Below are 24,509 nucleotides of genomic sequence, written 5' to 3'. Positions count from 1 at the left end.
GGTCCGGTGACCTCGACGACCCGGACCACCGAAACGAGCCGCAGCCCCGAGCTCCGCCTGACGCTGAAGGCGCTCGGCGGTCTGCGCGCGGACCTCATCACGGACGCCTTCGCCTACCGGCCGCTGCCCCGCATGGACACCGACCGGGGGCTCGTCCGCTTCCTGCCGGAGCGGATACGGAAGCACGCGACCCTGCTTCCGCACGTGGTCGTCGTGTTCATCGCGTTCTGCGTGTTCCTGGTCGGCTACCAGGACTCCTGGGACCTGCTCGCCCCGTTCGCGTTCCTGTACGCGCTCCTGCCGGCCGCGATCGTGCTCCTGACGCTCGTCCGTCCGGTCCTCGCGTTCTGGGTGTCGCTCGTCACCGCGCCCTTCGTCGCCTACCTGGGTCCGTACGACGACGGCTGGCCCTGGGCGCCGAATTCCGTCCTCGCGCACCTCGCCGTCCTCGTCGTCGTCGCCCTGCGCACCCGCCCGCGCACCGCCGCCTGGATGTGGGTGGTCACCGCCGTGTACGCCGTGCTCGCCTCCGGGGTTCGGGGTGCCGCGTACGACAACGACGGGCCGCAGGTCGTCTTCGTCGCCGCGCTGCTCCTGCTCGCCGTCTCGGTCGGCCAGGTCCGCCGCGAGGCGGCCCGCGAGGTCACCGCCCAGCAGTCGGTCACGGCGGTCGAGCGGTCGAAGCGGACCCTGCTCGAAGAGCGCACGACGATCGCCCGCGAGCTGCACGACGTCGTCGCGCACCACATGTCGGTGGTCGCGATCCAGGCCGAGGCCGCCCCGTACCGCGTGGAGAACCCGCCGCCGGAGCTGGAGCAGGCGTTCGTGACGATCCGGGAGAACGCGGTGGCCGCGCTGACCGAGCTGCGCCGCATCCTCGGCGTCGTCCGGGCGGAGGACTACGAGGCGCCCGACGCCCCGCAGCCCACCCTCGCCGATCTGGACGGCCTCGTCGCCAACGTCCGGGAGGCCGGGCTCGACGTGGAGCGGACGGTGACCGGCGCGGTGCGCGAGCTGCCGCAGGGCGTGGAGCTGTCGGCGTACCGGATCGTCCAGGAGGCCCTGTCGAACGTGCTGCGGCACGCACCCGGCGCGCCCGCGAAGGTGGAGGTCTCGTACGTGCTCGGCGGCCTCGGCCTGCGGGTCGCGAACGAACCGGCGCGCGGGCTCGTGAAGCCCTCGCCCGGCGCGGGCCACGGCATCACCGGCATGCGGGAGCGGGTGACGATGCTGAACGGCGAGATGACCGCCGAGCCGACGGACGACGGAGGCTACGAGGTCGCCGTGTACATCCCCGTGCCCCGTGAGGAGCTTCAGCCGTGATCCGCGTCCTGATCGTCGACGACCAGATCATGGTCCGCGAGGGCTTCTCCGTCCTCCTGAACGCCATGCCGGACATCGAGGTCGTCGGCGAGGCCGTCAACGGCCGCGAGGCCGTCGCCCAGGTCGCCGCCCTCCGCCCCGACGTGGTCCTGATGGACATCCGGATGCCGGAGCTGAACGGCATCGACGCCACCCGCGAGATCGTCGCCGCCGACGCCGCGGCGAAGGTGCTCGTCCTGACCACCTTCGACCTGGACGAGTACGTGTACCAGGCGCTGCGCGCCGGCGCCTCCGGCTTCCTCCTCAAGGACGCCTCGGCGCGACAGCTCGCGGAGGGCGTCCGGGTGGTCGCGGCCGGCGAGGCGCTGCTCGCGCCGACCGTGACCAAGCGGCTGATCAACGAGTTCGCGAGGTCGGCGGCGACCGCGCCGCGCCCGCCCGCGATGGCGCAGATCGGCGAGCTGACCGAGCGCGAGACGGAGGTCCTGGTGCTCATCGCGCAGGGCCTGTCGAACCAGGAGATCGCCGACCACCTGATCGTCGCCGAGTCGACGATCAAGACGCATGTGAGCCGGATCCTGGTGAAGCTCGGCCTGCGGGACCGGACGCAGGCGGCCGTCTTCGCGTACGAGGCGCGGTTGGTGCAGGTCGGCGGGTAGAGGCCGGCGGGGATCGGCGGGTAGAAGCCGGCAGGGATCGGCGGATGGAGACCGGCAGGGATCGGCGGGTGGAAACGGGTAGGGAAGGGGGCATGGATTTCGACCCCTGGTCCCCGGAGTTCGTCGCCGATCCCCATCCCGCCTACGCGCGGCTGCGCGCCGCCGGCCGCGCCCACTGGTACGGCCCCACCCGCCAGTGGCTGATCCCGCACCACGAGGACGTGTCGGCGCTGCTCCGGGACCGCCGACTGGGGCGTACGTACACCCACCGCTTCACCCACGAGGAGTTCGGCCGCCCGGCGCCGGACGCCGCCCACGAGCCGTTCCACACGCTCAACGACCACGGGCTGCTCGACCTGGAGGGCGCCGACCACACCCGGATCCGGCGGCTCGTATCCCAGGCGTTCACGCCGCGGACGGTGGAGCGGCTCGCGCCGACCGTACGGCGGCTCGCCGCCGGGCTGGTCGGCGGGCTGGTCGCGGACGGCGGCGGCGATCTGCTCGCGCGGGTCGCCGAGCCGCTGCCGGTGGCGGTGATCGCCGAGATGCTCGGGGTGCCGGACGACGACGAGGAGCGGGCGCGGCTGCGGCCGTGGTCGGCGGACATCTGCGGGATGTTCGAGCTGAATCCGTCGGAGGAGACCGCCCGCCGGGCCGTCCGCGCCTCGGTCGAGTTCTCCGGCTACCTGCGGGAGCTGATCGCCCGGCGGCGCAAGGACCCGGGCGAGGACCTGATCTCGGGCCTGCTCGGCGTCGCCGAGCGGGGGGACGGGGAGCGGGGGGACGGTGAGCGGGGCGGCGCGGCGCTGACCGAGCAGGAGATGATCTCGACCTGCGTGCTGCTCCTCAACGCGGGCCACGAGGCGACCGTGAACACCGCCGTCAACGGCACCTGGACGCTGCTGCGTCACGGCGTCCGCCCGGATCCCGGCCCGCGGGCGCTGGCGACCGCGGTGGAGGAACTCCTGCGCTACGACACCCCGCTGCAGATGTTCGAGCGCTGGGTGCTCGACGACATCGAGCTCGGCGACGTCGTCATCCCGCGCGGAGCCGAGGTCGCCCTGCTCTTCGGCTCCGCCAACCGCGACCCCGCCCGCTTCGGCCCGACCGCCGACCGCCTCGACCTCACCCGCGCCGACAACCCGCACGTCAGCTTCGGCGCCGGCATCCACTACTGCCTCGGCGCCCCGCTCGCCCGCCTCGAACTCACCGCCCTCTTCGGTGAGTTGCTGAGGCAGGCGCCGGGGCTGCGGCTCGCGGCGGAGCCGGTGTGGAAGCCGGGCTATGTGATCCGGGGCTTCGAGGAGCTGCTGGTGGAGGTGTGAACTCCCCGCCGCGGCAAGGCACTCAGCTCTGGATGTCCCTGCGGCGCAGCCCCGCGAGGCCCGCCGCCGTGAGCGCCGCCGCCAGGGCCGTGAGCGCGAGCACCGGGGCCCAGGACATCTCCCCGCCCGGCAGCTTCGGCAGATGCCCGAACGGCGACACGTCGAGTACGGCCTGCGGCAGGTCGAGCGCGGGCCCGATCCAGCCGAGCGCCAGGCACACCCCGGCCACGCCCCACGCGGCCGTCGCGGCCTTCGGGACCGCGCCCCACAGCAGCACCGCCAGGCCCGCGAGCGTCCACACGGCCGGCAGCTGGACGAGCGCGGCGGCCAGGATCGGGCCGGGCTCCTTGCCGTACGACAGCGCGAGCCCGGCCCCGCTCAGCAGCAGCACCAGCGCCGAGCCGGCGAACGTCACCACGAGGTGCCCGGCCGCCCAGCGCAGCCGGCCGACGGGCGCGGCGAGCAGCGGTTCGGCGCGCTGCGAGGTCTCCTCGCCGTGCAGGCGGAGCACCGAGCCGACCGCGAACAGCGCCGCGATCATGCCGAAGAGCCCGACCATGGTGGCGAGGAAGGCGTCGGTGAGGGCGCTCTGGCCGCCCATCCGCTCGAAGATCTCCCGGGCCCGCGCGTTGTCGCCGACGATGTCCGCCGCGCCGTCGACCATCCCGCCGAAGACCAGGCCGCCGGTCAGGAAGCCCAGCGACCAGCCGAGCAGCGTGCCGCGCTGCAGCCGCCAGGCCAGCGCGCCCGCCGTCGCCAGCCGCCCGACGGCCGGCCCGGGCCGGGTGGGCAGGAAGCTCATGCCGACGTCGCGCCGGGCGGTCAGCCCGTACGCCAGGGCCGTCTGGACGAGGACGGCGCCGGCGGTCAGCGCGAGGACCCACCACCGTTCGCCCGCGAAGGCGCGGACGTGCACCGCCCAGCCGACGGGCGAGAGCCAGGTGAGCACGCTGCCCCCGCCCGCCGTGCCGGCGTCGCCCGCCGACCGCAGCACGAAGGCGAGGCCGAGCAGTCCGGCCGTCAGGCCCTTGGCGAGCCGGGCGCTCTCGGTGAGCTGGGCGACGATCGCGGCCGTCGTCGCGAAGACCATGCCGGTGCCGCCGATGGCGAGTCCGAGCGCGAGCGCGCCGGCCGCGCCCTGCCCGGCCAGTCCGGCGACGACGACGAGGGCGACGGCGGTGTTGGCGGTGAGCGCGGCCAGAAGGGCGGCGGTCAGCGGGGCCCGGCGGCCCACCGCACCGGCGGACAGCATCTCCTGACGGCCCGTCTCCTCCTCCTCGCGGGTGTGCCGGACGACGATGATCAGGCTCATCACGCCGGCGAGGACGGCGGCGAAGGTGCCGAACCGCCAGGCGACGAGTCCGCCGAGGGAGTCGTCGAAGACCGGGCCGTAGAGCGAGCGCATCGAGCTGTTCGCGTTCATGGACGCGGCGAGTTCGGCGCGCTGTGCGGCCGTCCCGTACAGGCTCTGGAGCGAGCCCGCGCCGCTCGCCACCAGACCGCCGGTGACCAGGGCCCAGACGGGCAGCATCAGCCGGTCGCGGCGCAGCGCGAGCCGGGTCAGGGAGCCGGTGCCGGCGAGGCTGAGCGTGCTCATGACGCGGCCACCTCGTCCGTGGCGTAGTGGCGGAGGAACAGCTCCTCCAGGGTGGGCGGGGTGCTGGTGAGGCTGCGCACGCCGGACTCGGTGAGCGAGCGCAGGACGGCGTCGAGCTTGTCGGTGTCGACCTGGAGGCGTACCCGGTGCGCCCGCACCTCCAGGCCGTGCACGCCCGGCAGACGGGCCAGTCCGTTGGGCGGGCCCGCGAGTTCGGCGACCACGCTGGTGCGGGTGAGGTGGCGCAGTTCGGCGAGCGAGCCGGACTCGACGGTGCGGCCCTTGCGGATGATGCTGACCCGGTCGCAGAGCTGCTCCACCTCGCTGAGGATGTGCGAGGAGAGCAGGATGGTGCACCCCTGGGCGCGGGCCTCGCCGACGCACTCCTGGAACACCTCCTCCATCAGCGGGTCGAGTCCGGACGTGGGCTCGTCGAGCACGAGCAGGTCGACGTCGGAGGCGAAGGCGGCGACCAGGGCGACCTTCTGCCGGTTGCCCTTGGAGTAGGTGCGGCCCTTCTTCGTCGGGTCCAGCTCGAAGCGCTCGATCAGCTCGGCGCGCCGCGTGCGGTCGAGGCCGCCGCGCAGCCTGCCGTACAGGTCGATGACCTCGCCGCCGGAGAGGTTGCGCCAGAGGGTGACGTCGCCGGGGACGTAGGCGATCCGCCGGTGCAGCTCGACGGCGTCGGCCCACGGGTCGCGGCCGAGCAGGCGCGTGGTGCCGGAGTCGGCGCGCAGCAGACCGAGGAGGACGCGGATGGTGGTGGACTTCCCGGCGCCGTTGGGGCCGAGGAAGCCGTGGACCTCGCCGGTCTCGACGGCGAGGTCGAGGCCGTCCAGTGCGTGCGTGCGGCCGAACGACTTGTGGAGTCCGGCGACGCTGATTGCCTTCGTCATGCTTCAGAACGTACGCTCATTTCACAAACTTGTGAAGTTAAGGAATCGTGGAAAGTGGGTGAGATAGTGGAAGGCATGACAGACGGCATGACAGACGGCGTGACGACGACCCCCGGGGCGGCGGCCGACGGCGAGGCGAAGGCCGGCGACGAGACGACGGCGGGCGACGGGGCGACGGCGGGCGGCGAGGCGACGGCGCGCTTCGTCGAGCGCTTCGCGGCCGCGATGACCGCCGCCGGCATGCAGCGCATGGCGAGCCGTGTCTTCGCCGCCCTGCTCGCCTCCGAGACCGCCTCGATGACCTCGGCCGAGCTCGCCGAGGCGCTCAAGATCAGCCCGGCCGCCGTCTCCGGCGCGATCCGCTACCTCTCCCAGGTCGGGATGGTCAGCCGCGAGCGCGACCCGGGCACCCGCCGCGAGCGCTACGTGCTCCACAACGAGCTCTGGTACGAGACCTTCACCCGCCGCGACCAGGTCCTCACCCGCTGGGAGGCGCTGCTCCGCGAGGGCTCCGCCACCCTCGGCCCGGACACGGCGGCGGGCCGCCGCACCGCCGAGACGGCCGAGTTCTTCGCCTTCCTGCACGGCGAGATCGGCGGGATCATGGACCGCTGGCGGGCCCTCAAGGCGGCGGAGAAGGCCGCCGGGGGGACTACCGCCGGGCGGTGACCGCGGGCGGGACGAGCGGCGCCATCACCTCGGCGAACTCCGGCGTCCCCGCCTCCAGATAGGGCTCCGTCGGCCACAGCGGCCGGCCGTCCACCCACGGGACGACGAGCGGATGCCCGTCGGTGGTCCGGTCCAGCCAGCCCCGCAGCTCCACCTCGCCGACGGACGAGTCCGGGGCGTCCTCCGGCCACACCGGCAGCACGCCCTCGGGCCGGTCCTCCGCGCCGCCGTGCGCCGGGAAGACCACGAGGAGGGACGAGTGGCCGCGGGGCGCGCCGAGGAGCACGTACCGCTTCGGTACGGGCACGGGGGCGACGGCCGCGCGGGCCAGGAGCGGCGCGACACGGCGGCCGTAGGCCAGGAACCGGTAGCCGCCGGTGACGGTCAGGAACAGCGCGCCCACCGCGCCGAGCACGGGCTGGAAACCCGGCTCCCACCACCACATGCCGGCCATCAGGAGGAGCATCAGCAGGCCCCCCGCGAGCGGGTGCAGCCCGGACAGCTCCCGCAGCCCGCGCACCCGCCACCACGGCACGTCGCGCACGTCGGCGCCGGGGCGGCGGCGCTTCGCCCTGGCCTTGGCGTCCGGCGTGCGGCTTCGGGCGTGCGCGGCGAGCACGGCGTACGTGAGCCCGGCGGACGTGCGGCGCGGCCGCGTGTGCATCGCGGCGAGTGCGCCGGACGGCACCGCGACGTGACGCCTGCGGCGGCGCAGCACGAAGCCGACCGTACCGCCGACCAGCCCGACGGGCAGCAGGGCCAGTCCGAGGAGGCCCGCGAAGGCAGTGGTCTCCGCGGCGTCGGAGTCCTCCCGGAGCGGGTTGTACAGCTCGCCCTTCCACGGCCCGTACGAGACGACATAGGCGCTGTCCCAGCCGTCGAGGCTCTTCGGCAGATCCGTCGTGCACCGGTACGCGCCGGTCCGCCGGGTCCCGTCGAACGGGTCCCTCCACGAGACCGTGCAGCCGTGGTCCGGCCGCAATTCGAGCACCGTGAGGTCGATCTGCGGATCGTGCTCCGCCGCCCGATCACCGGCGACGGCGATCCCGATCCCGATCGCGCCCAGCAGCACGACCCACCGCCACGCCCCCAGGCGCCGCCGCCCGGGCCGCCGCGCGGGCGTCCGCGGAGCCCTCTGCGCGGGCACCGTCACCGGCCCCAGCGTCTGCGGCTGTACCGGCACCGGCCGGCCGAGCAGCCCCTCGTCCGCCGCCTGCCGCACCAGCCTCGCCCGTGTGCCCGCCCCGCGCACCGGCGCCGCCCAGACCAGCACCCCGCCGCCCGGCTGGGCGAGCACCCCGCCGCGCGCCGGGTCGCCGCACCACCACAGCACGCCGGAGGCGCCCGGCTGCGCCAGGTGGTGGCGCTGCTGGACCGCCCGCACGGCCAGCGGCCACGCCTCGCCCGTGGCCGGGTCGCTCAGGACGACGGCGGGCCCGCGCATCCCGTACGGCGGGACGACGGCGGGGTGCGCGGACCAGGGCCGGGAGGTCAGCGCGCGGCGCATCCGGCGGGCGGTGACGAGGGTGCCGAGGCCGATGCCGGCGACGATCAGACCGAACATCAGGAAGCCCGCTCCCGCGTCCTGGCTCCACATGCCGTCCGCCGACTCGGCGAAGAGGAACCCGCCGGCGGCGGCCGAGCCCAGCCCGACGGCCGCCCAGCCGCGCGCCCGCGTCCGGTACCGGTCCAGTGCGCCTGCCGTTTGCGGCACGTCGAGCGCGCTCGCCAAGATCCCCACCCCGCCTCGTATCGGCCCCGGCGGCCGAGCCTAGTCCCGGCCCGCCGGCACCGTGAGGCCCCAGGCCCCCTCCCGTACCGTCCAGGTCCGCCGCCGCACCGGCCCCGTGACCTCCGTGTCCGCGCGGTAGCGGAAGTCGGGGCCGGTGACGGTGAGGGTGCGGGCGGTGGTGCGCAGGGCCGGGGCGCCGGCCGGGATCAGGGTCAGCGCGGCCCGGCCGTCCACGGCGCGGGCGGTGAGGCTCTCCACCGGCGTGCCGACGTCGCACAGCAGCTCGCCGTCCGCCTCGATCCGCAGCCGGTGGGTGCGGACCGCGAGGGCAGTCGGGGCCGGGCGGACCAGGGTGCGGACGAGGGAGCGGCAGGTGTCCCAGACGGTGGGCGGCGCGGGCGCGAACTCGCGGGCGGCGGGCACGTCGAGGCGGGCCAGGACGACGCCGTCGCTGTCGTCGACGAGCAGGTCGAGCCGGCGCACCGCCCCGTCGAGGACCGCCCGGGCGGCGGCGACCGTGTCCTGCGGCACGCCGAGCGTGCGGGCGGTCCCCAGCCGGTCGGGCGCGCCGATCGGGACCATCGCGACGGCCGCCGCACCGCCCGTGCCGTCGGGGTGCCGGTCCCGCTGGAGCAGGGTCACGGTGCGCAGCAGCGCGCGGTCGTCGCCGAGGACGACGGGGCGCCGGGAGCCGCGCCGGGCCAGGGCCCGGGAGAATTCCTCCGGACCGTCCGGCAGGCAGATCTTCGCTTCCGCGCCCGCGGACAGCACATCCTTCGCGATCCGTACGGACTCGCCGTCCATTCGGCGGGCGACCGGGTCGACGATGACCAGCAGCTGGTCGTGATCCGACACCTCGGTCCTTCCTCGGGTAGTCTCTTTGTGCAAGAGCCCCTTGCGCTATTGCGCCAGGGGCTTCGTCTATTCCGGGGCACACCGGTGAGGCGGCGTCGGCCCCCTGACCTTGGTCTTGCCCCGCCCGGAAGGGGTGTACGCCTGTGCCCGCACTTGTGCTGCTCGGTGCTCAGTGGGGTGACGAGGGCAAGGGAAAGGCCACCGACCTGCTCGGTGGGTCAGTTGACTACGTGGTGCGTTACCAGGGCGGCAACAATGCCGGCCACACGGTCGTCGTCGGCGACCAGAAGTACGCGCTGCACCTGCTCCCGTCCGGCATCCTCTCCCCGGGATGCACCCCGGTCATCGGAAACGGCGTCGTCGTCGACCCGGCGGTCCTGCTCTCCGAGCTGAGCGGGCTGAACGAGCGCGGCGTCGACACCTCCAAGCTCCTGATCAGCGGCAACGCCCACCTGATCACGCCGTACAACGTCACGCTCGACAAGGTGACGGAACGGTTCCTCGGCAAGCGCAAGATCGGCACCACGGGCCGTGGCATCGGCCCGACGTACGCCGACAAGATCAACCGCGTCGGCATCCGGGTCCAGGACCTGTACGACGAGTCGATCCTCACCCAGAAGGTCGAGGCGGCGCTCGAGGGCAAGAACCAGCTGCTCGCGAAGCTCTACAACCGCCGCGCCATCGAGGCCGAGCAGATCGTCGAGGAGATGCTCCAGTACGCGGAGCAGATCAAGCCGTTCGTCGCGGACACCACGCTGATCCTCAACAACGCGCTCGACGACGACAAGGTCGTGCTCTTCGAGGGCGGCCAGGGCACCCTGCTCGACGTCGACCACGGCACGTACCCCTTCGTCACCTCCTCGAACCCGACCGCCGGCGGTGCCTGCACCGGTGCCGGCGTGGGCCCGACGAAGATCAGCCGCGTCATCGGCATCCTCAAGGCGTACACGACCCGCGTCGGCGCCGGCCCGTTCCCGACCGAGCTCTTCGACGAGGACGGCGAGGCCCTGCGCCGCATCGGCGGCGAGCGCGGCGTCACCACCGGCCGCGACCGCCGCTGCGGCTGGTTCGACGCGGTCATCGCCCGCTACGCGACCCGCGTCAACGGCCTGACCGACTTCTTCCTGACCAAGCTCGACGTGCTCACCGGCTGGGAGCAGATCCCGGTCTGCGTCGCGTACGAGATCGACGGCAAGCGCGTCGAGGAGCTGCCGTACTCGCAGACCGACTTCCACCACGCGAAGCCGGTCTACGAGATGCTGCCGGGCTGGTCCGAGGACATCACCAAGGCCAAGACCTTCGCCGACCTGCCGAAGAACGCGCAGGCGTACGTGAAGGCCCTGGAGGAGATGTCCGGCGCCCCGATCTCCGCGATCGGCGTGGGCCCGGGCCGCACCGAGACGATCGAGATCAACTCGTTCCTCTAAAGGCCGTGCGAAAGGGCCCGCATCCCGGCTTCGGCCGGGGTGCGGGCCCTTTGGTCGTTTCCTGCCCGGCCGGGGTGCGGGCCCTTCGGCCGTTTCCGGCTCGGCCGGGGTGCGGGCCTCTCGGCCGTTTCCGGCCCGGCCAGGGGTGCGGGCCCTTCGGCCGTTTCCGGCTACGCGTCGAACCCGGTGTCCCGGCCGACCTTGTCCCACGCGGTCAGGTCCGCCCGGACCTGGTCCAGGTGGGCGTGGATGGTGTCGATCGAGTCGGCCCCGAGGGCGAGCCGCAGCGGCGTCTCGTCGGCGTTCAGCGCGGCGAGGACGGCCGCCGCGGCCTTCGCCGGGTCGCCGGCCTGGCCGCCGTCGCCGCCCTCGACGAAGGCGCGGGTGGCGCCGACGGTGTCGGCGTAGTCGGCGATCGTGTCCGCGCTGAGGCTCTTGCCGGTGCCGAAGAGCGAGGTGCGGAAGGCGCCCGGCTCGACGATCAGCACGCGGATGCCGAGCGGGCCGACCTCGGCGGCCAGTGCCTCGGACATGCCCTCCAGGGCGAACTTCGTCGCGCTGTACGCGCCGAAGCCGGCCATCGACATCTGCCCGCCGACGCTGCTGAGCTGCACGATCGCGCCGGAGCGGCGGGCCCGCATGTGCGGCAGGACGGCCCGGGTGAGGGCGGCGGGACCGAAGACGTGGACGTCGAAGAGCGAGCGCAGCTCGGCGTCGCCGGTCTCCTCGACCGAGCCGACGTGGGTGCGGCCCGCGTTGTTGACCAGGACGTCGATCCGGCCGTGCCGCTCGGCCACCCCGGCCACCACGCGGTCGATCGCGGCCGCGTCGGTGACGTCGAGGGTGACGGCCTCGACCTGGTCGGGGTGGGCGGCGACCAGCTCGTCCAGGGTCCCGGCGCGGCGTGCGGCGGCGACCACGACGTCCCCGGCGCCGACCGCGGCCTCGGTGAAGGCGCGCCCGAAACCGCTGTTGGCGCCGGTGATCAGCCAGACCTTGCTCATGTTCGTGGATTCCCCTCGTTGGTTGTGCAAGTAGCGTGCGGCCGAAGGGAGTTGTCTGTCCAAGATCCGTCGTGATAGCCCACGGTTATGACCACGGACGTGCACGGCCGCGACCTGCGCTACTTCCTCGCCGTCGCCGAGGAACTCCACTTCACGCACGCCGCCGAGCGCCTGTACGTGTCCCAGCCCGCGCTCAGCAAACAGATCCGGGCCCTGGAACGCCAGCTCGGCGCGCCGCTCTTCGACCGCGACCGGCACGGCGTGCGCCTCACCGAGGTCGGTACGGCCCTGCTGCCGCACGCCCGCGCCGTGCTCGCCGCCTGGGCGGAGGGCGAGGAGGCGGTACGGGCCGCCCGTGCGGCGGCGGACGGCACCCTGGTCGTCGGGATGAGCACCAGCCCGGGCCGCGGCGGCCTGCTGCCCGCGATCCGCTCCCGCTTCACCGAGTCGCACCCGCGCGCCCGGACCCGGCTGCGCCAGGTCGGCTGGGAGGACCCGACGGCCGGGCTCGCGGACGGCAGCAGCGACGTGGCCTTCGTGTGGCTGCCGCTCACCGGCGCCGAACGCTTCCGCTGGGTCGTCGTCGCCACCGAACCCCGCCTCGTCGCCCTCCCGGCCGCGCACCCGCTGGCCGGCCGCGACCGCCTCGCCTTCGCCGACCTCCTCGACGAGCCCTTCCTCGCCCTCCCGGCCACCGGCCCCGAGCTCCGCGACTACTGGCTGGCCGTCGACGCCCGCGCCGGCCGCGCCCCGATCGTCGGCGCCGAGATCGCCAGCGCCGACGAGACGTACGAGGCGCTCGTCGGCGGCCTCGGCATCTGCCTCGTCGCCACCGGCAACGCCCCGCTGCTCGCCCGCGACGGCGTCGTCACCCGCCCCGTCGACGGCATCTCCCCGTCCCGCTTCGCCCTCGCCTGGCGCGCCGACGACACCCGCCCGCTGGTCCAGGACTACGCGCGGGCGGCCGCGCAGGTGGCGGGACCTTCCTAGGCCGGGCTCCGGGGCGGGCCCGCAGGCCGGCTCCGGGGCCGGGGTTCGCAGGCCGGGCTCCGGGGCGGCCTCCGGAGCGGGGCCCGCAGGGCGGGCTACTCGCGGACGAACTCGCCCGGCTCGCTGTCGCCGCCCATGCCGTAGAACTGGAGCAGCTCCCTGCCCTTGTAGTGCACGATCCGGAGGTTGCCGGAGCCCTCCTCCACGCACTCCGGGTCCCAGGTGTCCGGGTCGCGGGTCTGCGGGCCGACGACGAGCAGCCCGCCGGCGCCGCCGACGAGGGCGGTGGCGGTGCAGTCGACGTCGTCGGAGGTGAGGTTGCCGTCCTTGTCGGTGCGCGGATACGACTGCTCGAAGCGGACCAGCGGGGCGCCGGCCGGGCCCTGGGTGACGGTGAGGCGGTAGATCCAGCGGTCGGCCTCGGGCTGGGTCACGGTGGCCGGGTTCTGCTTCCAGGTGCCGAGGAGCGCGGCCGGGACGACGGCCGGCCCGGTCCTGGCGCGCTGGAAGGTGGACGTGGCGACGCCGGAGCTCCATTCGACGACGTCGGCGGAGCGCAGGGTGAGGGTCTGGCGGGCGGCGGGGGTGCAGCGCCGGCCGGGGACACTGGCGGTGATCTCGGCCTCGCCGAGGACGAGTTCGGTGTCGGTGGCGGAGACGAGGGCGGCGCGGCCCATGCACAGCTGCGTTCCGGTGACGTGGGTGTAGACGGCGGTCCTCGCGCCCGCAGCGCCCTGCGTGATCTCGATGCGGCTGGTCTCGCTCGGTGCGTCGGCCGAGCCCTGGAGGACGCCTTCCCAGGCGCCGAGGAAAGCGGCGGGGACGATCCCGGCGCGGGTCTTGGCGCTCTGCTCGCCGCCGCCGGGCTTGCCGTCCTGCCCGTCGTGCGGCCAGGAGGTGTACGCGAGTCCGGCCGCGGCCGCCGCGACGGCGAGGCCGGTCACCGCGGCGAGCAGGGCGCGCCGGGGCCGCCGGGGGCGGCGGGGCGGCGGCGGGGTCGCCGGGGCGGGGTCCTCGGGCGGCGGCGGGCCCTGGTCCTCGGTGTCCAGGAGCCGGGCGGCGTGCCGGCCGAGCCGGGCCAGGACGTCGGCGGGCAGCCACGGGTCGATGACCTGGAGGGTGTCGACGAGCTCGGTGGCGGCGGGGCGCGCCGCCGGGTCCTTGCCGAGGCAGGCCCGGATCAGCCCGGCGAGTTCGGGCGCGAGCCCGGTGAGGTCGGGTTCGTCGTGGGCGATGCGGAACATCGTGGCGTGCACCCCGCTGTCGGCACCGCCGAACGGCGAACGCCCGGTCGCCGCGTACGCGAGCACCGAGCCCAGGCAGAACACGTCGGACGCGGGGGTGAGCTTCTCCCCGCGGACCTGCTCGGGCGACATGAAGCCGGGGGAGCCGACGACCGCGCCGGTGGTGGTCAGGCCGCCGTCGGTGACGGTGTCGAGGGCGCGGGCGATGCCGAAGTCGATGATCTGCGGGCCGTCGACGGTGAGCAGCACGTTGGACGGCTTGAGGTCGCGGTGGACCAGGCCGGCGGCGTGGATGTGGGTGAGGGCCCGGGCGAGCCCGGCGGCGAGGGTGCGCACGCTGGCCGGCGGCAGCGGCCCGTACTCGTCGGCGACGACCGTGCGCAGCGAGGGACCCGGTACGTATCCGACGGCCACCCAGGGCAGTTCGGCCGCGGTGTCGGCGCCGAGCACGGGCGCGGTGCCGGTGCCGCCGACCTTCTCCAGGGCGGCGACCTCGCGGGCGAAGCGCAGCCGGAACTCCTCCTGCGCGGCCAGCTCCGGGTGCACGACCTTCACCGCGACGGCCCGTCCGCCCGCCGAACGGCCCAGGTACACCCGGCCCATGCCGCCGGTGCCGAGCCGTCCGATCAGCCGGAACGGCCCCATGACGACCGGGTCTTGCGTGCTCAAGGGATCCACGAGGTCAGAGCATGCCAGAGCGGGAATCGGCACGGACCCCGTCGGATCGGCGGCGGATCCTCATCCCTCGCCGCAGATCTTCAGGCCCTTGGGGGTGGCGCAGGGCAGGTGGCCGTGGGTGGAGATGATCGCCTGGCCGCCGCCGTGGGTGAGGTAGGTGAGGAAGCTCGAGGTCAGCGAGTCGGCGGGCGGCTGGCCGTAGGTGTAGGCGTACTCGATCTCCCGGTACGGGTAGGGCGAGGTGCCGATCTCGTCGACGTTCGGGCGGCGGCCGTCGATCGCGATGCGGTGCAGGCCCTTGAGGCCGGTGCCGGAGCGCAGTTCGGTGTAGCCGATGGCGCCGGGCAGCGCGGCGACGGTGGTCAGGACCTGCTCGGTGCTGTCGAGCTCGCAGCGCACCACGGGCGCGTCCGGGTCGTCCTTGTGCGCGCAGTCGCGGGAGGAGTTGGCGGGCTCGTTGCGGCCGAGGACGCGGCGCTGGAACACCTCCCGGGTGCCGGAGTTGGCGTCCCGGCTGACCAGGCGGACGGGCAGGTCGGGGCCGCCGAGGGTCTTCCAGTTGGTGATGTCGCCGCGGTAGAGCCGGCGGATGTCGGCGAGCCGGAGGTTCTCCAGGTGGATGCCGTCGTTGAGGACCAGGGTGTAGAGGGAGACGGCGACCATGTTCTCCCGCAGCTGTGGATAGCCGCCGGGCTTGCGGCCGTCGGAGAGGGCGACGAGCGCGGGGGAGCCCTGGGCGGTCTTGGCACCCTTGTCGGCCAGCTCGCGGATGCCGGCGGTGGAGCCGTGCGGGTCGACGACGACGGTGGCGCCGTCGCAGTCCTCCTCGTACTGCTTGGCCAGGTCCTGGACGACGGGCGCGAAGGCGGTGGATCCGGTGACGGTGAGCGTGCCGGTGGTGCAGCCCATGGGCGGCGGGGTGTCGTCGCGGACCACGATGATCGAGGCGAGGGCGATCACGCAGGCGGTCAGGGTGACGGTGACCGCGCGGGCGGCGCGGCTGAACGTCGGCGGCTTGTCGTCGAAGGTCGTGGAGTGGTTGGGGTGGACGTCGCCGTCGCGGATCCCGCCGCTGACGCTGACGGGGCTGCCGACGCCGCCGCCGGTGAGCAGGACGAGCAGTTTGAAGTACTGGCCGCGGTTGAGCGCGACTTTCGGGAGCAGCACCTCGGAGCCGCGGTGGTCGACGGTGGCGGCGCTGAAGGGCGCGTGGGTGAGGGCCACGGCCCGCACGGCGCGGGTGGTGAAGTCGATGGTCAGCCCGTGGGTGTCGAGGTTGTAGTCCTCCCGGCCTATCGAGACGGCGCCGTCGTTCTCGATCCGCAGCAGGACGAGGGTGGCGTCGGCCATGTCCTGCTGCTCGTTGAACAGCCCGAGGCGGGCGTCGTCCCGCTCACCCACCGGGGTGTCCAGCTGCACGCGGTAGCCGATCCGCTTGCGGCGCGGCACCCGGCGCTCGATCAGGAGCACGCCGAAGGTGACGGCCACACCGAGCAGCGCGGTGAGCACGGCGATGACGTTCTCGGGGCTGACCCAGTCCACGGATGCCACCGTACGGACGTGTGTGCGGTTCCGGGCGGGGGCTGGAATCCCGCCACGTGGAGTTCTCCCTTCCGACAGCTCGCCCGAGCGTTCCCCCGTGCCTCCTTCAGCTGTTGCCGGGGGTGGCGGGCATGGGTGTAATGGCGACGAGGGGGCCGCCGCACGAGGAGAAACCCCATGCGTGTCGTCGAAGTGACCGCCTACGGCGGACCCGAGGTCCTGAACATGGCCCGCCGCCCCGAGCCCGAGGCCGGGGACGTGCCCGGACGGGTCAGGGTCCGGCTGAAGGCGGCCGGTGTGGCCGTCGCGGACATGAGGATCCGGGCGGGCTACTACGCCGACGAGCTCGAACCGCTCCGACCCCCGTTCGTCCTCGGCACGGACTTCGCCGGCCGGCTCCTCGACCCGGCGCCCAGCCCGGCGGGCACCCTTCCGGCCGGTACCCGGGTGGCCGGCTTCGTGCCGTGGTTCACCGAGCGGACCGGTGAGGGCACCTACGCGGAGGTCATCCGGGTCGACCCGGACTGGCTGGCGCCGATCTCGGACGACATCGACTTCACCCAGGCGGCCTCCGTCCCCCTCGCCGCCGTCACCGCCCAGCAGGGCCTCGGCGTGCTCGGCCTCGCCGCGGGCTCCACCCTCCTCGTCACCGGCGCCAGCGGTGTCGTGGGCCGCTTCGCGGTCCAGTTCGCCTCCGCGGCCGGCCTGGAGGTCGTGGCCGTCGCCCACGAGGGCGACGAGAGCGAGCTCAAGCTCCTCGGCGCCAAGCACTGCGTCACCCGCGGCGAACCCGTCCACGTCCTGGCCCAGGTCCTGGCGGCCGTCCCCGGCCGCGTCGACGGTGCCTTCGACGGCGCCCTCGTCGGCGCCCCGATCCTCGCCGCCGTCAAGGACAACGGCGTCCTCGTCGCCCTCGCCAAGGATCGCACTCCCGCCCCCGAACGCGGCATCCGCGTCGAGACCGTCTTCGGCCGGCCCGACCCCGCCGAACTCGCCGCCATCTTCAAGATGGTCGCCGACCGCGAGCTCATCACCCGCGTGGCCGACGTCATGCCCCTCGAAGAGGTCGCCGAGGCCCACCGCCGCGCGGAGGCGGGCCGCCGCCCCGGCCGGATCATCCTGATGATCTGAACCGCGTCCGGCCGTCCGGTCTCCCCGGCCGTCCGGTCTCCCCGGCCGTCCGGTCTCCCCGGCCGTCCAGGCCTCTCCGCCGTCCGGTCTCCTCAGCTGTCCGGTCTCCTCAGCCGTCCGGTCTCCAGCCGTCCGGTCTCCCCGGCCGTCAGGTGCTCCCCGCCGTCAGGCCGTCAGCGCCGCGAGCTCCGCGTTGGCCCGCTCGGTCACCAGCGCGAGCACGCGGCCGGCGGCGGCCAGGTCCTCCTCGGCTATGCCGCCCCAGACGCGGGCCGAGATCGGGGCGGTCTCCGCGGCCAGCGTGGCGAGCAGCTCGCGGCCCGCGTCCGTCGGGCGGATGTGCGCCCCGTCCATGACGAGCAGCCCGCGGGTGCGCAGCTCGTCGAGCGTGGCGTGGACCTCGGCCGGGTCGGCCTTGAGGGAGCCCTGGACCTGGGCGACGAGCTCGTCCGGCGTCCGCGGGGTCTCGGCGGTGACGGCGGCGCGCAGGGCGATCTGCTGCTGGAACGTGGTGCCGTACCGGCCGAGGACGTGCTCCAGGACGCCGCGGGCGGCGTAGTGGGCGAGGCCGAGGGCGCGGGCGTCGGCGAGGGGTGCGGTGGTGGTGGCAGCGGTGGCGGTGGCGTTCACGGACATGCTCGTTCACTCCTCTAACGTTCAGGCGACTAACGTTTGTGGCACTAACGACAGTAGATCGTTCGTGCCACTAACGCAAGGGGTAACCTGCACCGCATGAGCGAGACTCCCGAGTCCCCCGAGATGTCCGAGGCCGTCGACGTCCCCGACCGCCTGCGCGGCCTGCCCAGCCGCCTGCTCGCGCTCACCTCGGCGCGAGCCGACCGCGTGGTGAGCGAGCGCCTCGCCGCCGAGGACGCCCGCAAATGGCACTACGCCGCGCTCGCCTCACTCGCCGAGTACGGACCCACCAGCCAGGCCGGTCTCAGCCGCCGCACCGGCATCTACCGCAGCGACCTCGTCGCCGTCATGAACGAGCTGGAGGCCCAGGGCCACGTCGCCCGCACCCCCGACCCCGCCGACCGCCGCCGCAACGTCGTGACGATCACCTCGCAGGGCCGCCAGCACCTCCGGCGCCTCGACAAGATCCTCGCCGACGCCCAGGACGAGCTGATGGCCCCGTTCTCGGTCGCCGAACGCTCGCTGCTCGTCAGCCTGCTGGAGCGGATGCTCGCGCGCTGAGCCTCAGCTGCCGCCGCCGCTGCCGTCGAAGAGTGCGACCAGCAGGCTTCCCAGCGCCACGACCGGGACCCCGAAGCCCGTCAGGTACTTCAGGACCCCGGTCTCCGAGCGGTACTTCGCCAGCACCGTCTTCTCCGTCCCGACCATGGCCCGGTTGGGCCGGCGCGGGTCGTACACCACCCGCGCGACGGAACCGACCGGCTCCGGCTGCGTCACCTGGAGTTCGTAGAAGTCGCCGCTCCGGCCGCCGTCGAGGTCGATCCGGTAGTGCACCCGGTACTTCTTGTTCATCCAGTCGTGGTGATACGACACCGCGTCGCCCTCCACGCCGCGCCGGACCAGCGCGCGCAGCTTCAGGCACAGCGCGATGCCGCCGATCGTGACGAAGAGTGCGAAGCCGCCGACCACGATGAGCAGGGCGCCTATGACGGCGAGGGCTCTGGCCATCAGCCCTGCCAGGCGAGGAACGCGGCCCAGGCCGCGGGGGCGACGGCGAAGGTCGGGCCGTGGTCCTGGAGCTTGGAGTCGCGGAGGTGGACGGTGGTGCGGGGGCAGGTGGCCGGCTCCGCGAAGGCCACTTCGACGCACTCTCCGCCGCCGGCGTTGCTGTACGAGGACTTGCGCCAGTCGAAGGCCACCTCGACGCAGTTGCCGCCACTGTCGCTGCTGTACGAGGACTTGAACCAGCTCAGGGTGGTCTTGCTCATCATCCTTCTCCCGCCAACCGCTCGATGAGCGCCAGTGATTCGCGAGCACTCAGGGCCTGTGCTCGGATCTTCGCATAGCGATGTGCGTAGGTAGTCACCTTGGCCGGCTCGGTGATCAGCACGCTCTCGTCCTGGATCTCCAGGTAGACGATCGGGGAGTGGTCGTCCGTTTCGACCAGGTTCAGCTCGCCCCTCGCGCCCGCGTTCTCGCCGGTCAGGCCGATGTCCAGAGAGAGGACCTGAAGGGTCACGTTCTTGTAGCCGGCGCACTCGGCCAGGTAGCGGTACTGCTCGCGCATGATCTCTTCGCTGCCGAACTTCCGCCGCAACGCGGACTCGTCGAGGATCAGCTCGATATGACGCATCGGCTCCTTGTTGAAGATCGCCTTGCGTCCAATGCGCGCCCGGACCAGCTCCTCGACCCGTTCCGGCGAGGGCGGCGGGTAGCCACCGGCGATCTGCGCCCGCGCGTACGCCTCCGTCTGGAACAAGCCGTGCACGTTGGGCAGCGCGTACAAGTAAAGGCTCAGGGCCTGTTGCTCGATCAGCAGGTAGTCCCGGAACTGTTCCGGCAGCTTCTCCAGCCGCACAGGCAGCCGCATGTCGTCGAAGATGCCCGTGCCCTCACCCAGTACCTCCTCCAACTTCACCAGCATCTCGTCGCTCACCGGGTGGACAAGGCGCTCCAGCGCGCTGATCGCCGCGCCCGAGTACCCCATGAGCGCCCCCTCCTGCTCCTGAGTGAGCCCCTTCAGCAAACGCAACTTTTTCGCCACCAGCGCCACCATCCGTGCCGCCGGACCCACCGATTCCCTGTTTTCGTCTCGCGCCACCGCGATCCCCATTCGGACTCAACCGATCTCAACCGGTCTCAACTGCTCCCCGCCGAATTCGACTGCGCACAAGGCCCGTTGGCGCAGGTCAAAGGGTTGCCGACGCGCCCGCTCAGTCGTGGAAAACGCTAGCGTCGACGCGGGAACATGTCCCCGTGAATGCATCAAAACCAGAGCCGAACACGGCCTCGTGTGATTGGATTCCCCATTCCGGTTTCCAGCTCCGCAAGGCCGGTGTGCAATTCGACGCCATCCGCGTCGACGGCGATCCCGGCCGCCGGCTCGCCGACTGGATGGCCGTGCTCACGGGCGGCGAGCCCGGGCCCGTCGTGATGGAGGAGAACGGGCGGCGCGGCGTCTACTTCCTCCTCCCGGCCGGGACGACGACGCACCGCTCGTGGCCGCGCGGGGTGACGCGGTTCAACGCCGCGCCGGGCCAGGTGAGCTATGTCCCGGTGCCCGCGCTCACGGGCAAGACGTGGCCGCTGACGTGGCGCTTCCCGCCGACCGCGCCCGGCCGCTTCGTACACCCGCTGCTGTTACGGAGCGCGGTCACGGAGCTCATGACGTAACGACGCGGCTCCCCGCCCAGCACTCTGTCTCGTCCGCCCCGGTCTCGGTGGACAAGATGGTCATGGCCCGCCCCACCTGGGCTTCCTTACCCTCGACCCATGACCCCTCATGTCGAACCCGACCCCCAGGCCGGTGCGGCCGTCAAGGCCGCCGACCGCGCGCACGTGTTCCACTCCTGGTCCGCCCAGGGCCTGATCGACCCGCTCGCCGTCGCCGGCGCCGAGGGTTCGTACTTCTGGGACTACGACGGCAACCGCTACCTCGACTTCACCAGCGGCCTCGTCTACACCAACATCGGCTACCAGCACCCGAAGGTCGTCGCCGCGATCCAGGAGCAGGCCGGGAAGCTCGCGACCTTCGCGCCCGCGTTCGCCGTGGACGTGCGCTCGGAGGCCGCGCGGCTCATCGCCGAGCGCACGCCGGGCGACCTGGACAAGATCTTCTTCACCAACGGCGGCGCCGAGGCCGTCGAGAACGCCGTCCGCATGGCCCGGCTGCACACCGGCCGTACGAAGGTGCTCTCCGCCTACCGCTCGTACCATGGCGCCACCTCCACCGCGATCAACCTGACCGGTGACCCGCGCCGCTGGCCGTCCGACACGGCCTCCGCCGGTGTCGTGCACTTCTGGGCGCCGTTCCTCTACCGCTCGCCGTTCTACGCCACCACCGAGGCGGAGGAGTGCCAGCGCGCCCTCGCCCACCTCGAGGACACCATCGCCTTCGAGGGCCCGGCGACCGTCGCCGCGATCATCCTGGAGACCGTCCCGGGCACGGCCGGCATCATGACCCCGCCGCCCGGCTACCTGGCCGGCGTGCGCGAGATCTGCGACAAGTACGGGATCGTCTTCATCCTGGACGAGGTCATGGCGGGCTTCGGCCGCACCGGCAAGTGGTTCGCCGCCGAGCACTTCGACGTCGTGCCGGACCTGATGACCTTCGCCAAGGGCGTGAACTCCGGTTACGTGCCGCTGGGCGGCGTCGCCATCAGCGAGAAGATCGCCGCGACCTTCGAGACCCGTCCGTACCCCGGCGGTCTGACCTACTCCGGGCACCCGCTGGCCTGCGCCGCCGCCGTCGCCACCATCCACGTGATGGAGGACGAGAAGGTCGTCGAGCACGCCGCCCACATCGGCGAGACCGTCCTCGGCCCCGGCCTGCGCGAGCTGGCCGAGCGCCACCCGTCGGTCGGCGAGGTGCGCGGCATGGGTGTCTTCTGGGCGCTCGACCTGGTCAAGAACAAGGAGACGCGCGAGCCGCTCGTCCCGTACAACGCGGCCGGCGAGGCCAACGCGCCGATGGCCGCCTTCGGCGCCGCGGCGAAGAAGCAGGGCCTGTGGCCGTTCATCAACATGAACCGCACCCACGCCGTCCCCGCCTGCAACGTCAGCGAGGCGGAGGCCAAGGAGGGCCTGGCCGCCCTCGACGCGGCGCTGAGCGTCGCCGACGAGCACACGGTCTGACGGACGCGGTATGACGCGCACGGTGCGTCGTAGGCGGTGTACGCGCACGGTGTGGCGCTCACGGTGTGATGCACGCCGTGACGCACACCGTGTGACGTACGCGCCGTGACGCACACCGTGTGACGTTCGTCCGTCATCGAACGGTGATCGGCCCCCTCCCCGCCCTGGACTAGGGTGTCCCGGAACCCGGACGGAGGGGGCCGAACACATGCCCGCGAGCGGAGCTGTCACCCGCAACACCCTGCGACAGCAGATCGCGGACGCGCTGCGTGACGAAGTCCTCGCGGGGCGTCTCCAGCCCGGCCAGGAGTTCACGGTCAAGCAGATCGCCGAGCAGTACGGCGTCTCCGCGACGCCCGTGCGCGAGGCCCTCGTCGACCTCTGCGCGCAGGGACTGCTCGACTCCGACCAGCACCGCGGCTTCCGCGTGCACGAGTTCTCCGTCGACGACTACCGGGGCATGGTCGAGGCCCGCATGCTCGTCGTGGACGGCATCTTCCGCCGGCAGCCGCCCGCCTCGGAGGCGTCCGCCGAACCCGACCTCTCCTACGGGGTCGCGCTCGTGTCGATACGGCGCCGGGGCGAGGCGGCCGCCCGCGCGGCCCGGGCCGGGGACCTCGACATCCTCGTCGGCTACGACATCCGCTACTGGCGCGAGCTGGGCCGGCTCATCGCCGCCAACGACCACATCGCCGACTTCCTGCACCGGCTGCGCGTCCAGGCCTGGGTCTTCTCCGTGCCCTACCTGCGCTCCGACCGCGAGCCGGCCGGCTGGCTGTGGAGCGGGCACGTCGACCTGGTCGACGCGATCACGCGCGGTGACGCGGCCGGCGCGGTGGCGGTCGTACGGGAGTACAACGCGCGCGCCCTGGAGTGGGCGGACCGGCTCGACCGGCGCGGGCGCCCGGCGGGTTGAGAAGGGGTCTCCACGGGCAGGCACCCACCGGGTAGGCGGGGCGGCGCGCCCCTAATACCCTGGCCACCCCTGCGAACGACCCTCGCAACTGACGGAGAGCGAGCCTCCCTTGGCCTGTGACCTGTGGCTGGTCCCCCTCGTCGACGTGCTGTGCCACAGCCCCGACAACCCCTTCGCCCAAGAGATAGCCGTCTTCGACCAGGCCCTGACCGAGGCCGGCATGCCGACCGTGCCCGTCTACGCCTACATGCCGGGGCTCTCCGGCGACGTCGCCCCGGTCGCGGGCTTCGACTACGAGGCCCTGCACTTCCTGCGGCGCGTCTATCTGCTCCAGATGTGCGGGCTGCCCATCGAGCCGGTCGGCGAGCTCGGCGGGGACTACGAGCAGCTCCTGGAGATGTTCGAGGCGACCGCCCAGCAGTCGCACCTGGTGTGGCACTACGACCACGCCGGCGCCTACGTCCCGGTCGACTTCCCCGTACCGCTCTCCAACGACGAGCTCCTGGAGGGCGGCGGTCCGCTCGGCTCCTCGTACGGGCTCCTGCGCGAGCTGGAGTTCGTCGCGCCCGCGATCGGCATCAACCCGGCGAACCCGCCGGCCGCGCCCGCGCCCCCGGACCGGCCCACCAGCCTGGAGGAGCCGGCCGCCCCCGCCCCGTACCAGGACGACAGCCCCTTCGCCCGGGAGCGCCACGTCTGGCTGGGGCTGCACGCGGCGGCGACGCGCAGCCTGGCCCAGGGCTCGATGATCATCCTCAGCTAGGACGGTCGGGCGTACGGGGGCGCGTACGGGTACGGGTACGCGGTACGGGCCTGGGCACGGGTACGGGCACGGGCACGGGTACGGGTACGGGTAGGCGTACGGGGCGGGGGCCCCGTACGTACGACGCTCAGCGCGGCTCCGGCGGGCGCTGGCGCGGCATGTTGGGCCGGGTGCCCGGCGGCAGCGGGAAGCGGCCCGAGGAGTGGCCGGTCTCGGTCCGGGCGCCCGGGGCCGGGCCGACCGACTGGAGGGCCAGCGGCGCCGGGCCGGAACGGAACTCGACCATCCAGTCCGCCGTCTCCGCCCGCACCAGCTCCGTCACGTCCTCCGAGAAGCGGCGCAGGATGCCCAGACAGCGCTCGGCGGCCTCGCTGGCCGTGCCCTCCGTCGGGCCGAGCACCTCGCGCACGCTCTCCGAGGCCCAGTCGAACTGGAGCGCCTGGAGCCGGCGCTGCACGGCCTGGGCCGTGGCCACGTTCCTTATCCAGCCCGAGGTGATGCCGAAGTAGCGGTCGCAGGCGAAGCAGGCGGCGCCGACGAGCAGCGCGAGATAGCCCCAGCCGGCCAGGCCGTCGCCGGCCCCGGCCAGGTCGAGCAGCGGCAGTGCGGCGCCCGCGATCGCGCCGAGGGCCGTGCCGAGGCGCAGCAGGCGGGCGCAGCGGCGCTTCCAGACGCGGTCGGAGAGATACCACTCGGCGGTGCGCAGCGCGTTGGACTCCACCCAGCGGTAGAGCTCGTCGAGGCGCTCGGCGGGCTCGCCCCAGTCGCCCAGCGGGAAGGGCGCCCCGGTCAGGTCCGCGGCCCGCTCCCCGGTCCTGTCGCCGGCCCTGTCCGCGGCCCGGTCTCCGGTCTTGTCGTGGTGCGCGTGCGCGGCCGGACCTCCGGGCTCGCCGGGGTTGCCCGGGCCATCGGGGTTCCCCGGCTGCGGCTGCATGTCCGGCTGCTGGCTCACCGGGGGACTCCTCTGTTCAGCTCAGTGCTCGTGTCC

At 73.4% G+C, this 24,509-nt stretch carries 24 protein-coding genes; 12 read left to right on the top strand and 12 right to left on the bottom strand.

The window, feature by feature from the left end; all coding sequences use genetic code 11:
* The first annotated feature begins 6 nt into the window (after positions 1-6).
* The 3 genes from ACFYU9_RS21700 (at position 7) to ACFYU9_RS21690 (ending at position 3,307) form a co-directional block, all read left to right on the top strand.
* Complete coding sequence (locus ACFYU9_RS21700; protein ID WP_389345740.1) at positions 7-1,323, top strand: sensor histidine kinase; 1,317 nt, start codon at positions 7-9, stop codon at positions 1,321-1,323.
* Positions 1,320-1,982, top strand: coding sequence for a response regulator (locus ACFYU9_RS21695; RefSeq protein WP_389211123.1), 663 nt, complete (start codon positions 1,320-1,322; stop codon positions 1,980-1,982). Before ACFYU9_RS21700 ends, ACFYU9_RS21695 begins: the two co-directional genes overlap by 4 nt.
* A gap of 92 nt (positions 1,983-2,074) precedes the next feature.
* Entirely contained in the window at positions 2,075-3,307 is a 1,233-nt protein-coding gene (locus ACFYU9_RS21690; RefSeq protein ID WP_389345739.1) for a cytochrome P450, read from the top strand.
* 22 nt (positions 3,308-3,329) lie between these two features.
* On the opposite strand, the gene ACFYU9_RS21685 is transcribed toward ACFYU9_RS21690, so the two are convergent.
* A complete protein-coding gene (locus ACFYU9_RS21685) occupies positions 3,330-4,904 on the bottom strand; it encodes an ABC transporter permease (protein ID WP_389211127.1) in 1,575 nt (524 codons plus the stop codon).
* Positions 4,901-5,800, bottom strand: coding sequence for an ATP-binding cassette domain-containing protein (locus ACFYU9_RS21680; RefSeq protein WP_389211129.1), 900 nt, complete (start codon positions 5,798-5,800; stop codon positions 4,901-4,903). The genes ACFYU9_RS21685 and ACFYU9_RS21680 overlap by 4 nt, the downstream gene beginning before the upstream one ends.
* Before the next feature lie 75 nt (positions 5,801-5,875).
* Here ACFYU9_RS21680 and ACFYU9_RS21675 point away from each other — a divergent pair, with 75 nt between their 5' ends.
* The gene (locus tag ACFYU9_RS21675) at positions 5,876-6,469 is read left to right on the top strand and encodes a GbsR/MarR family transcriptional regulator (RefSeq protein WP_389345738.1); all 594 of its coding nucleotides are present in this window, start codon (positions 5,876-5,878) and stop codon (positions 6,467-6,469) included.
* Here ACFYU9_RS21675 and ACFYU9_RS21670 read toward each other — a convergent pair.
* Positions 6,453-8,201, bottom strand: coding sequence for a hypothetical protein (locus ACFYU9_RS21670; RefSeq protein WP_389345737.1), 1,749 nt, complete (start codon positions 8,199-8,201; stop codon positions 6,453-6,455). The genes ACFYU9_RS21675 and ACFYU9_RS21670 overlap by 17 nt on opposite strands.
* Before the next feature lie 39 nt (positions 8,202-8,240).
* On the bottom strand, positions 8,241-9,056 hold the full coding sequence (locus ACFYU9_RS21665; protein WP_389211133.1) for a diacylglycerol kinase: 816 nt from the start codon (positions 9,054-9,056) through the stop codon (positions 8,241-8,243).
* Between the two features lie 143 nt (positions 9,057-9,199).
* Between ACFYU9_RS21665 and ACFYU9_RS21660 the strand changes: the two genes are divergently transcribed.
* Positions 9,200-10,483, top strand: a complete 1,284-nt coding sequence (locus ACFYU9_RS21660; protein ID WP_389211135.1) for an adenylosuccinate synthase — start codon at positions 9,200-9,202, stop codon at positions 10,481-10,483.
* 170 nt (positions 10,484-10,653) lie between these two features.
* Here the strand turns inward: ACFYU9_RS21660 and ACFYU9_RS21655 are convergent, their stop codons facing one another.
* Complete coding sequence (locus tag ACFYU9_RS21655; protein ID WP_389211138.1) at positions 10,654-11,487, bottom strand: oxidoreductase; 834 nt, start codon at positions 11,485-11,487, stop codon at positions 10,654-10,656.
* Positions 11,488-11,574: 87 nt separating this feature from the next.
* On the opposite strand from ACFYU9_RS21655, the gene ACFYU9_RS21650 reads away from it, so the two are divergent.
* On the top strand, positions 11,575-12,477 hold the full coding sequence (locus ACFYU9_RS21650) for a LysR family transcriptional regulator (protein ID WP_389211140.1): 903 nt from the start codon (positions 11,575-11,577) through the stop codon (positions 12,475-12,477).
* A 95-nt stretch (positions 12,478-12,572) separates the two neighbouring features.
* Here ACFYU9_RS21650 and ACFYU9_RS21645 read toward each other — a convergent pair whose 3' ends face one another.
* Positions 12,573-14,399 (bottom strand): serine/threonine-protein kinase, encoded by a 1,827-nt coding sequence (locus tag ACFYU9_RS21645; RefSeq protein WP_389345736.1) that lies wholly within the window; start codon positions 14,397-14,399, stop codon positions 12,573-12,575.
* 60 nt (positions 14,400-14,459) lie between these two features.
* Positions 14,460-15,941 (bottom strand): substrate-binding domain-containing protein, encoded by a 1,482-nt coding sequence (locus ACFYU9_RS21640; protein WP_389345735.1) that lies wholly within the window; start codon positions 15,939-15,941, stop codon positions 14,460-14,462.
* Between the two features lie 177 nt (positions 15,942-16,118).
* On the opposite strand from ACFYU9_RS21640, the gene ACFYU9_RS21635 reads away from it, so the two are divergent.
* On the top strand, positions 16,119-17,072 hold the full coding sequence (locus ACFYU9_RS21635) for an NADP-dependent oxidoreductase (RefSeq protein ID WP_389345734.1): 954 nt from the start codon (positions 16,119-16,121) through the stop codon (positions 17,070-17,072).
* 165 nt (positions 17,073-17,237) lie between these two features.
* Here ACFYU9_RS21635 and ACFYU9_RS21630 read toward each other — a convergent pair whose 3' ends face one another.
* Positions 17,238-17,708 (bottom strand): MarR family transcriptional regulator, encoded by a 471-nt coding sequence (locus tag ACFYU9_RS21630; RefSeq protein ID WP_389211148.1) that lies wholly within the window; start codon positions 17,706-17,708, stop codon positions 17,238-17,240.
* Positions 17,709-17,804: 96 nt separating this feature from the next.
* Here ACFYU9_RS21630 and ACFYU9_RS21625 point away from each other — a divergent pair, with 96 nt between their 5' ends.
* Positions 17,805-18,269, top strand: a complete 465-nt coding sequence (locus ACFYU9_RS21625) for a MarR family winged helix-turn-helix transcriptional regulator (RefSeq protein ID WP_389211150.1) — start codon at positions 17,805-17,807, stop codon at positions 18,267-18,269.
* Between the two features lie 3 nt (positions 18,270-18,272).
* Here the strand turns inward: ACFYU9_RS21625 and ACFYU9_RS21620 are convergent, their stop codons facing one another.
* The 3 genes from ACFYU9_RS21620 to ACFYU9_RS21610 are packed head-to-tail and all read right to left on the bottom strand — an operon-like array spanning position 18,273 to position 19,821.
* Positions 18,273-18,716: a DUF3592 domain-containing protein gene (locus ACFYU9_RS21620; RefSeq protein ID WP_389345733.1), complete on the bottom strand. Its 444-nt coding sequence runs from the start codon at positions 18,714-18,716 to the stop codon at positions 18,273-18,275.
* The gene (locus ACFYU9_RS21615) at positions 18,716-18,976 is read right to left on the bottom strand and encodes a DUF397 domain-containing protein (RefSeq protein ID WP_389345732.1); all 261 of its coding nucleotides are present in this window, start codon (positions 18,974-18,976) and stop codon (positions 18,716-18,718) included. The genes ACFYU9_RS21620 and ACFYU9_RS21615 overlap by 1 nt, the downstream gene beginning before the upstream one ends.
* Positions 18,976-19,821 carry a helix-turn-helix domain-containing protein gene (locus tag ACFYU9_RS21610; protein WP_389345731.1) on the bottom strand — a complete coding sequence of 282 codons (846 nt, stop codon included), beginning with the start codon at positions 19,819-19,821 and terminating at the stop codon, positions 18,976-18,978. The genes ACFYU9_RS21615 and ACFYU9_RS21610 overlap by 1 nt, the downstream gene beginning before the upstream one ends.
* Positions 19,822-20,045: 224 nt before the next feature.
* Here ACFYU9_RS21610 and ACFYU9_RS21605 point away from each other — a divergent pair, with 224 nt between their 5' ends.
* The 4 genes from ACFYU9_RS21605 (at position 20,046) to ACFYU9_RS21590 (ending at position 23,521) form a co-directional block, all read left to right on the top strand.
* Entirely contained in the window at positions 20,046-20,381 is a 336-nt protein-coding gene (locus ACFYU9_RS21605; RefSeq protein ID WP_389211158.1) for a hypothetical protein, read from the top strand.
* A 99-nt stretch (positions 20,382-20,480) separates the two neighbouring features.
* Positions 20,481-21,842, top strand: a complete 1,362-nt coding sequence (locus ACFYU9_RS21600; protein ID WP_389211160.1) for an aspartate aminotransferase family protein — start codon at positions 20,481-20,483, stop codon at positions 21,840-21,842.
* A 208-nt stretch (positions 21,843-22,050) separates the two neighbouring features.
* The gene (locus ACFYU9_RS21595) at positions 22,051-22,758 is read left to right on the top strand and encodes a GntR family transcriptional regulator (RefSeq protein WP_389211162.1); all 708 of its coding nucleotides are present in this window, start codon (positions 22,051-22,053) and stop codon (positions 22,756-22,758) included.
* Positions 22,759-22,867: 109 nt separating this feature from the next.
* Complete coding sequence (locus ACFYU9_RS21590; protein ID WP_389211164.1) at positions 22,868-23,521, top strand: hypothetical protein; 654 nt, start codon at positions 22,868-22,870, stop codon at positions 23,519-23,521.
* A gap of 127 nt (positions 23,522-23,648) precedes the next feature.
* Here ACFYU9_RS21590 and ACFYU9_RS21585 read toward each other — a convergent pair whose 3' ends face one another.
* Entirely contained in the window at positions 23,649-24,455 is an 807-nt protein-coding gene (locus tag ACFYU9_RS21585; RefSeq protein WP_389345905.1) for an SLATT domain-containing protein, read from the bottom strand.
* Between the last annotated feature and the right edge of the window lie 54 nt (positions 24,456-24,509).

It is taken from the genome of Streptomyces sp. NPDC004327, assembly GCF_042873935.1.
In the GTDB taxonomy this organism is placed as follows: Bacteria; Actinomycetota; Actinomycetes; order Streptomycetales; family Streptomycetaceae; genus Streptomyces.
This window is presented reverse-complemented; position numbering and strand designations above follow the sequence as displayed.

Coding starts and splice junctions, on each gene's coding strand:
- ACFYU9_RS21615 (WP_389345732.1), bottom strand. CDS start 18,976: ATGAGCAAGACCACCCTGAGCTGGTTCAAGTCCTCGTACAGCAGCGAC.
- ACFYU9_RS21675 (WP_389345738.1), top strand. CDS start 5,876: ATGACAGACGGCATGACAGACGGCGTGACGACGACCCCCGGGGCGGCG.
- ACFYU9_RS21685 (WP_389211127.1), bottom strand. CDS start 4,904: ATGAGCACGCTCAGCCTCGCCGGCACCGGCTCCCTGACCCGGCTCGCG.
- ACFYU9_RS21650 (WP_389211140.1), top strand. CDS start 11,575: ATGACCACGGACGTGCACGGCCGCGACCTGCGCTACTTCCTCGCCGTC.
- ACFYU9_RS21635 (WP_389345734.1), top strand. CDS start 16,119: ATGCGTGTCGTCGAAGTGACCGCCTACGGCGGACCCGAGGTCCTGAAC.
- ACFYU9_RS21600 (WP_389211160.1), top strand. CDS start 20,481: ATGACCCCTCATGTCGAACCCGACCCCCAGGCCGGTGCGGCCGTCAAG.
- ACFYU9_RS21625 (WP_389211150.1), top strand. CDS start 17,805: ATGAGCGAGACTCCCGAGTCCCCCGAGATGTCCGAGGCCGTCGACGTC.
- ACFYU9_RS21595 (WP_389211162.1), top strand. CDS start 22,051: ATGCCCGCGAGCGGAGCTGTCACCCGCAACACCCTGCGACAGCAGATC.
- ACFYU9_RS21610 (WP_389345731.1), bottom strand. CDS start 19,821: ATGGGGATCGCGGTGGCGCGAGACGAAAACAGGGAATCGGTGGGTCCG.
- ACFYU9_RS21690 (WP_389345739.1), top strand. CDS start 2,075: ATGGATTTCGACCCCTGGTCCCCGGAGTTCGTCGCCGATCCCCATCCC.
- ACFYU9_RS21680 (WP_389211129.1), bottom strand. CDS start 5,800: ATGACGAAGGCAATCAGCGTCGCCGGACTCCACAAGTCGTTCGGCCGC.
- ACFYU9_RS21630 (WP_389211148.1), bottom strand. CDS start 17,708: ATGTCCGTGAACGCCACCGCCACCGCTGCCACCACCACCGCACCCCTC.
- ACFYU9_RS21585 (WP_389345905.1), bottom strand. CDS start 24,455: ATGCAGCCGCAGCCGGGGAACCCCGATGGCCCGGGCAACCCCGGCGAG.
- ACFYU9_RS21655 (WP_389211138.1), bottom strand. CDS start 11,487: ATGAGCAAGGTCTGGCTGATCACCGGCGCCAACAGCGGTTTCGGGCGC.
- ACFYU9_RS21620 (WP_389345733.1), bottom strand. CDS start 18,716: ATGGCCAGAGCCCTCGCCGTCATAGGCGCCCTGCTCATCGTGGTCGGC.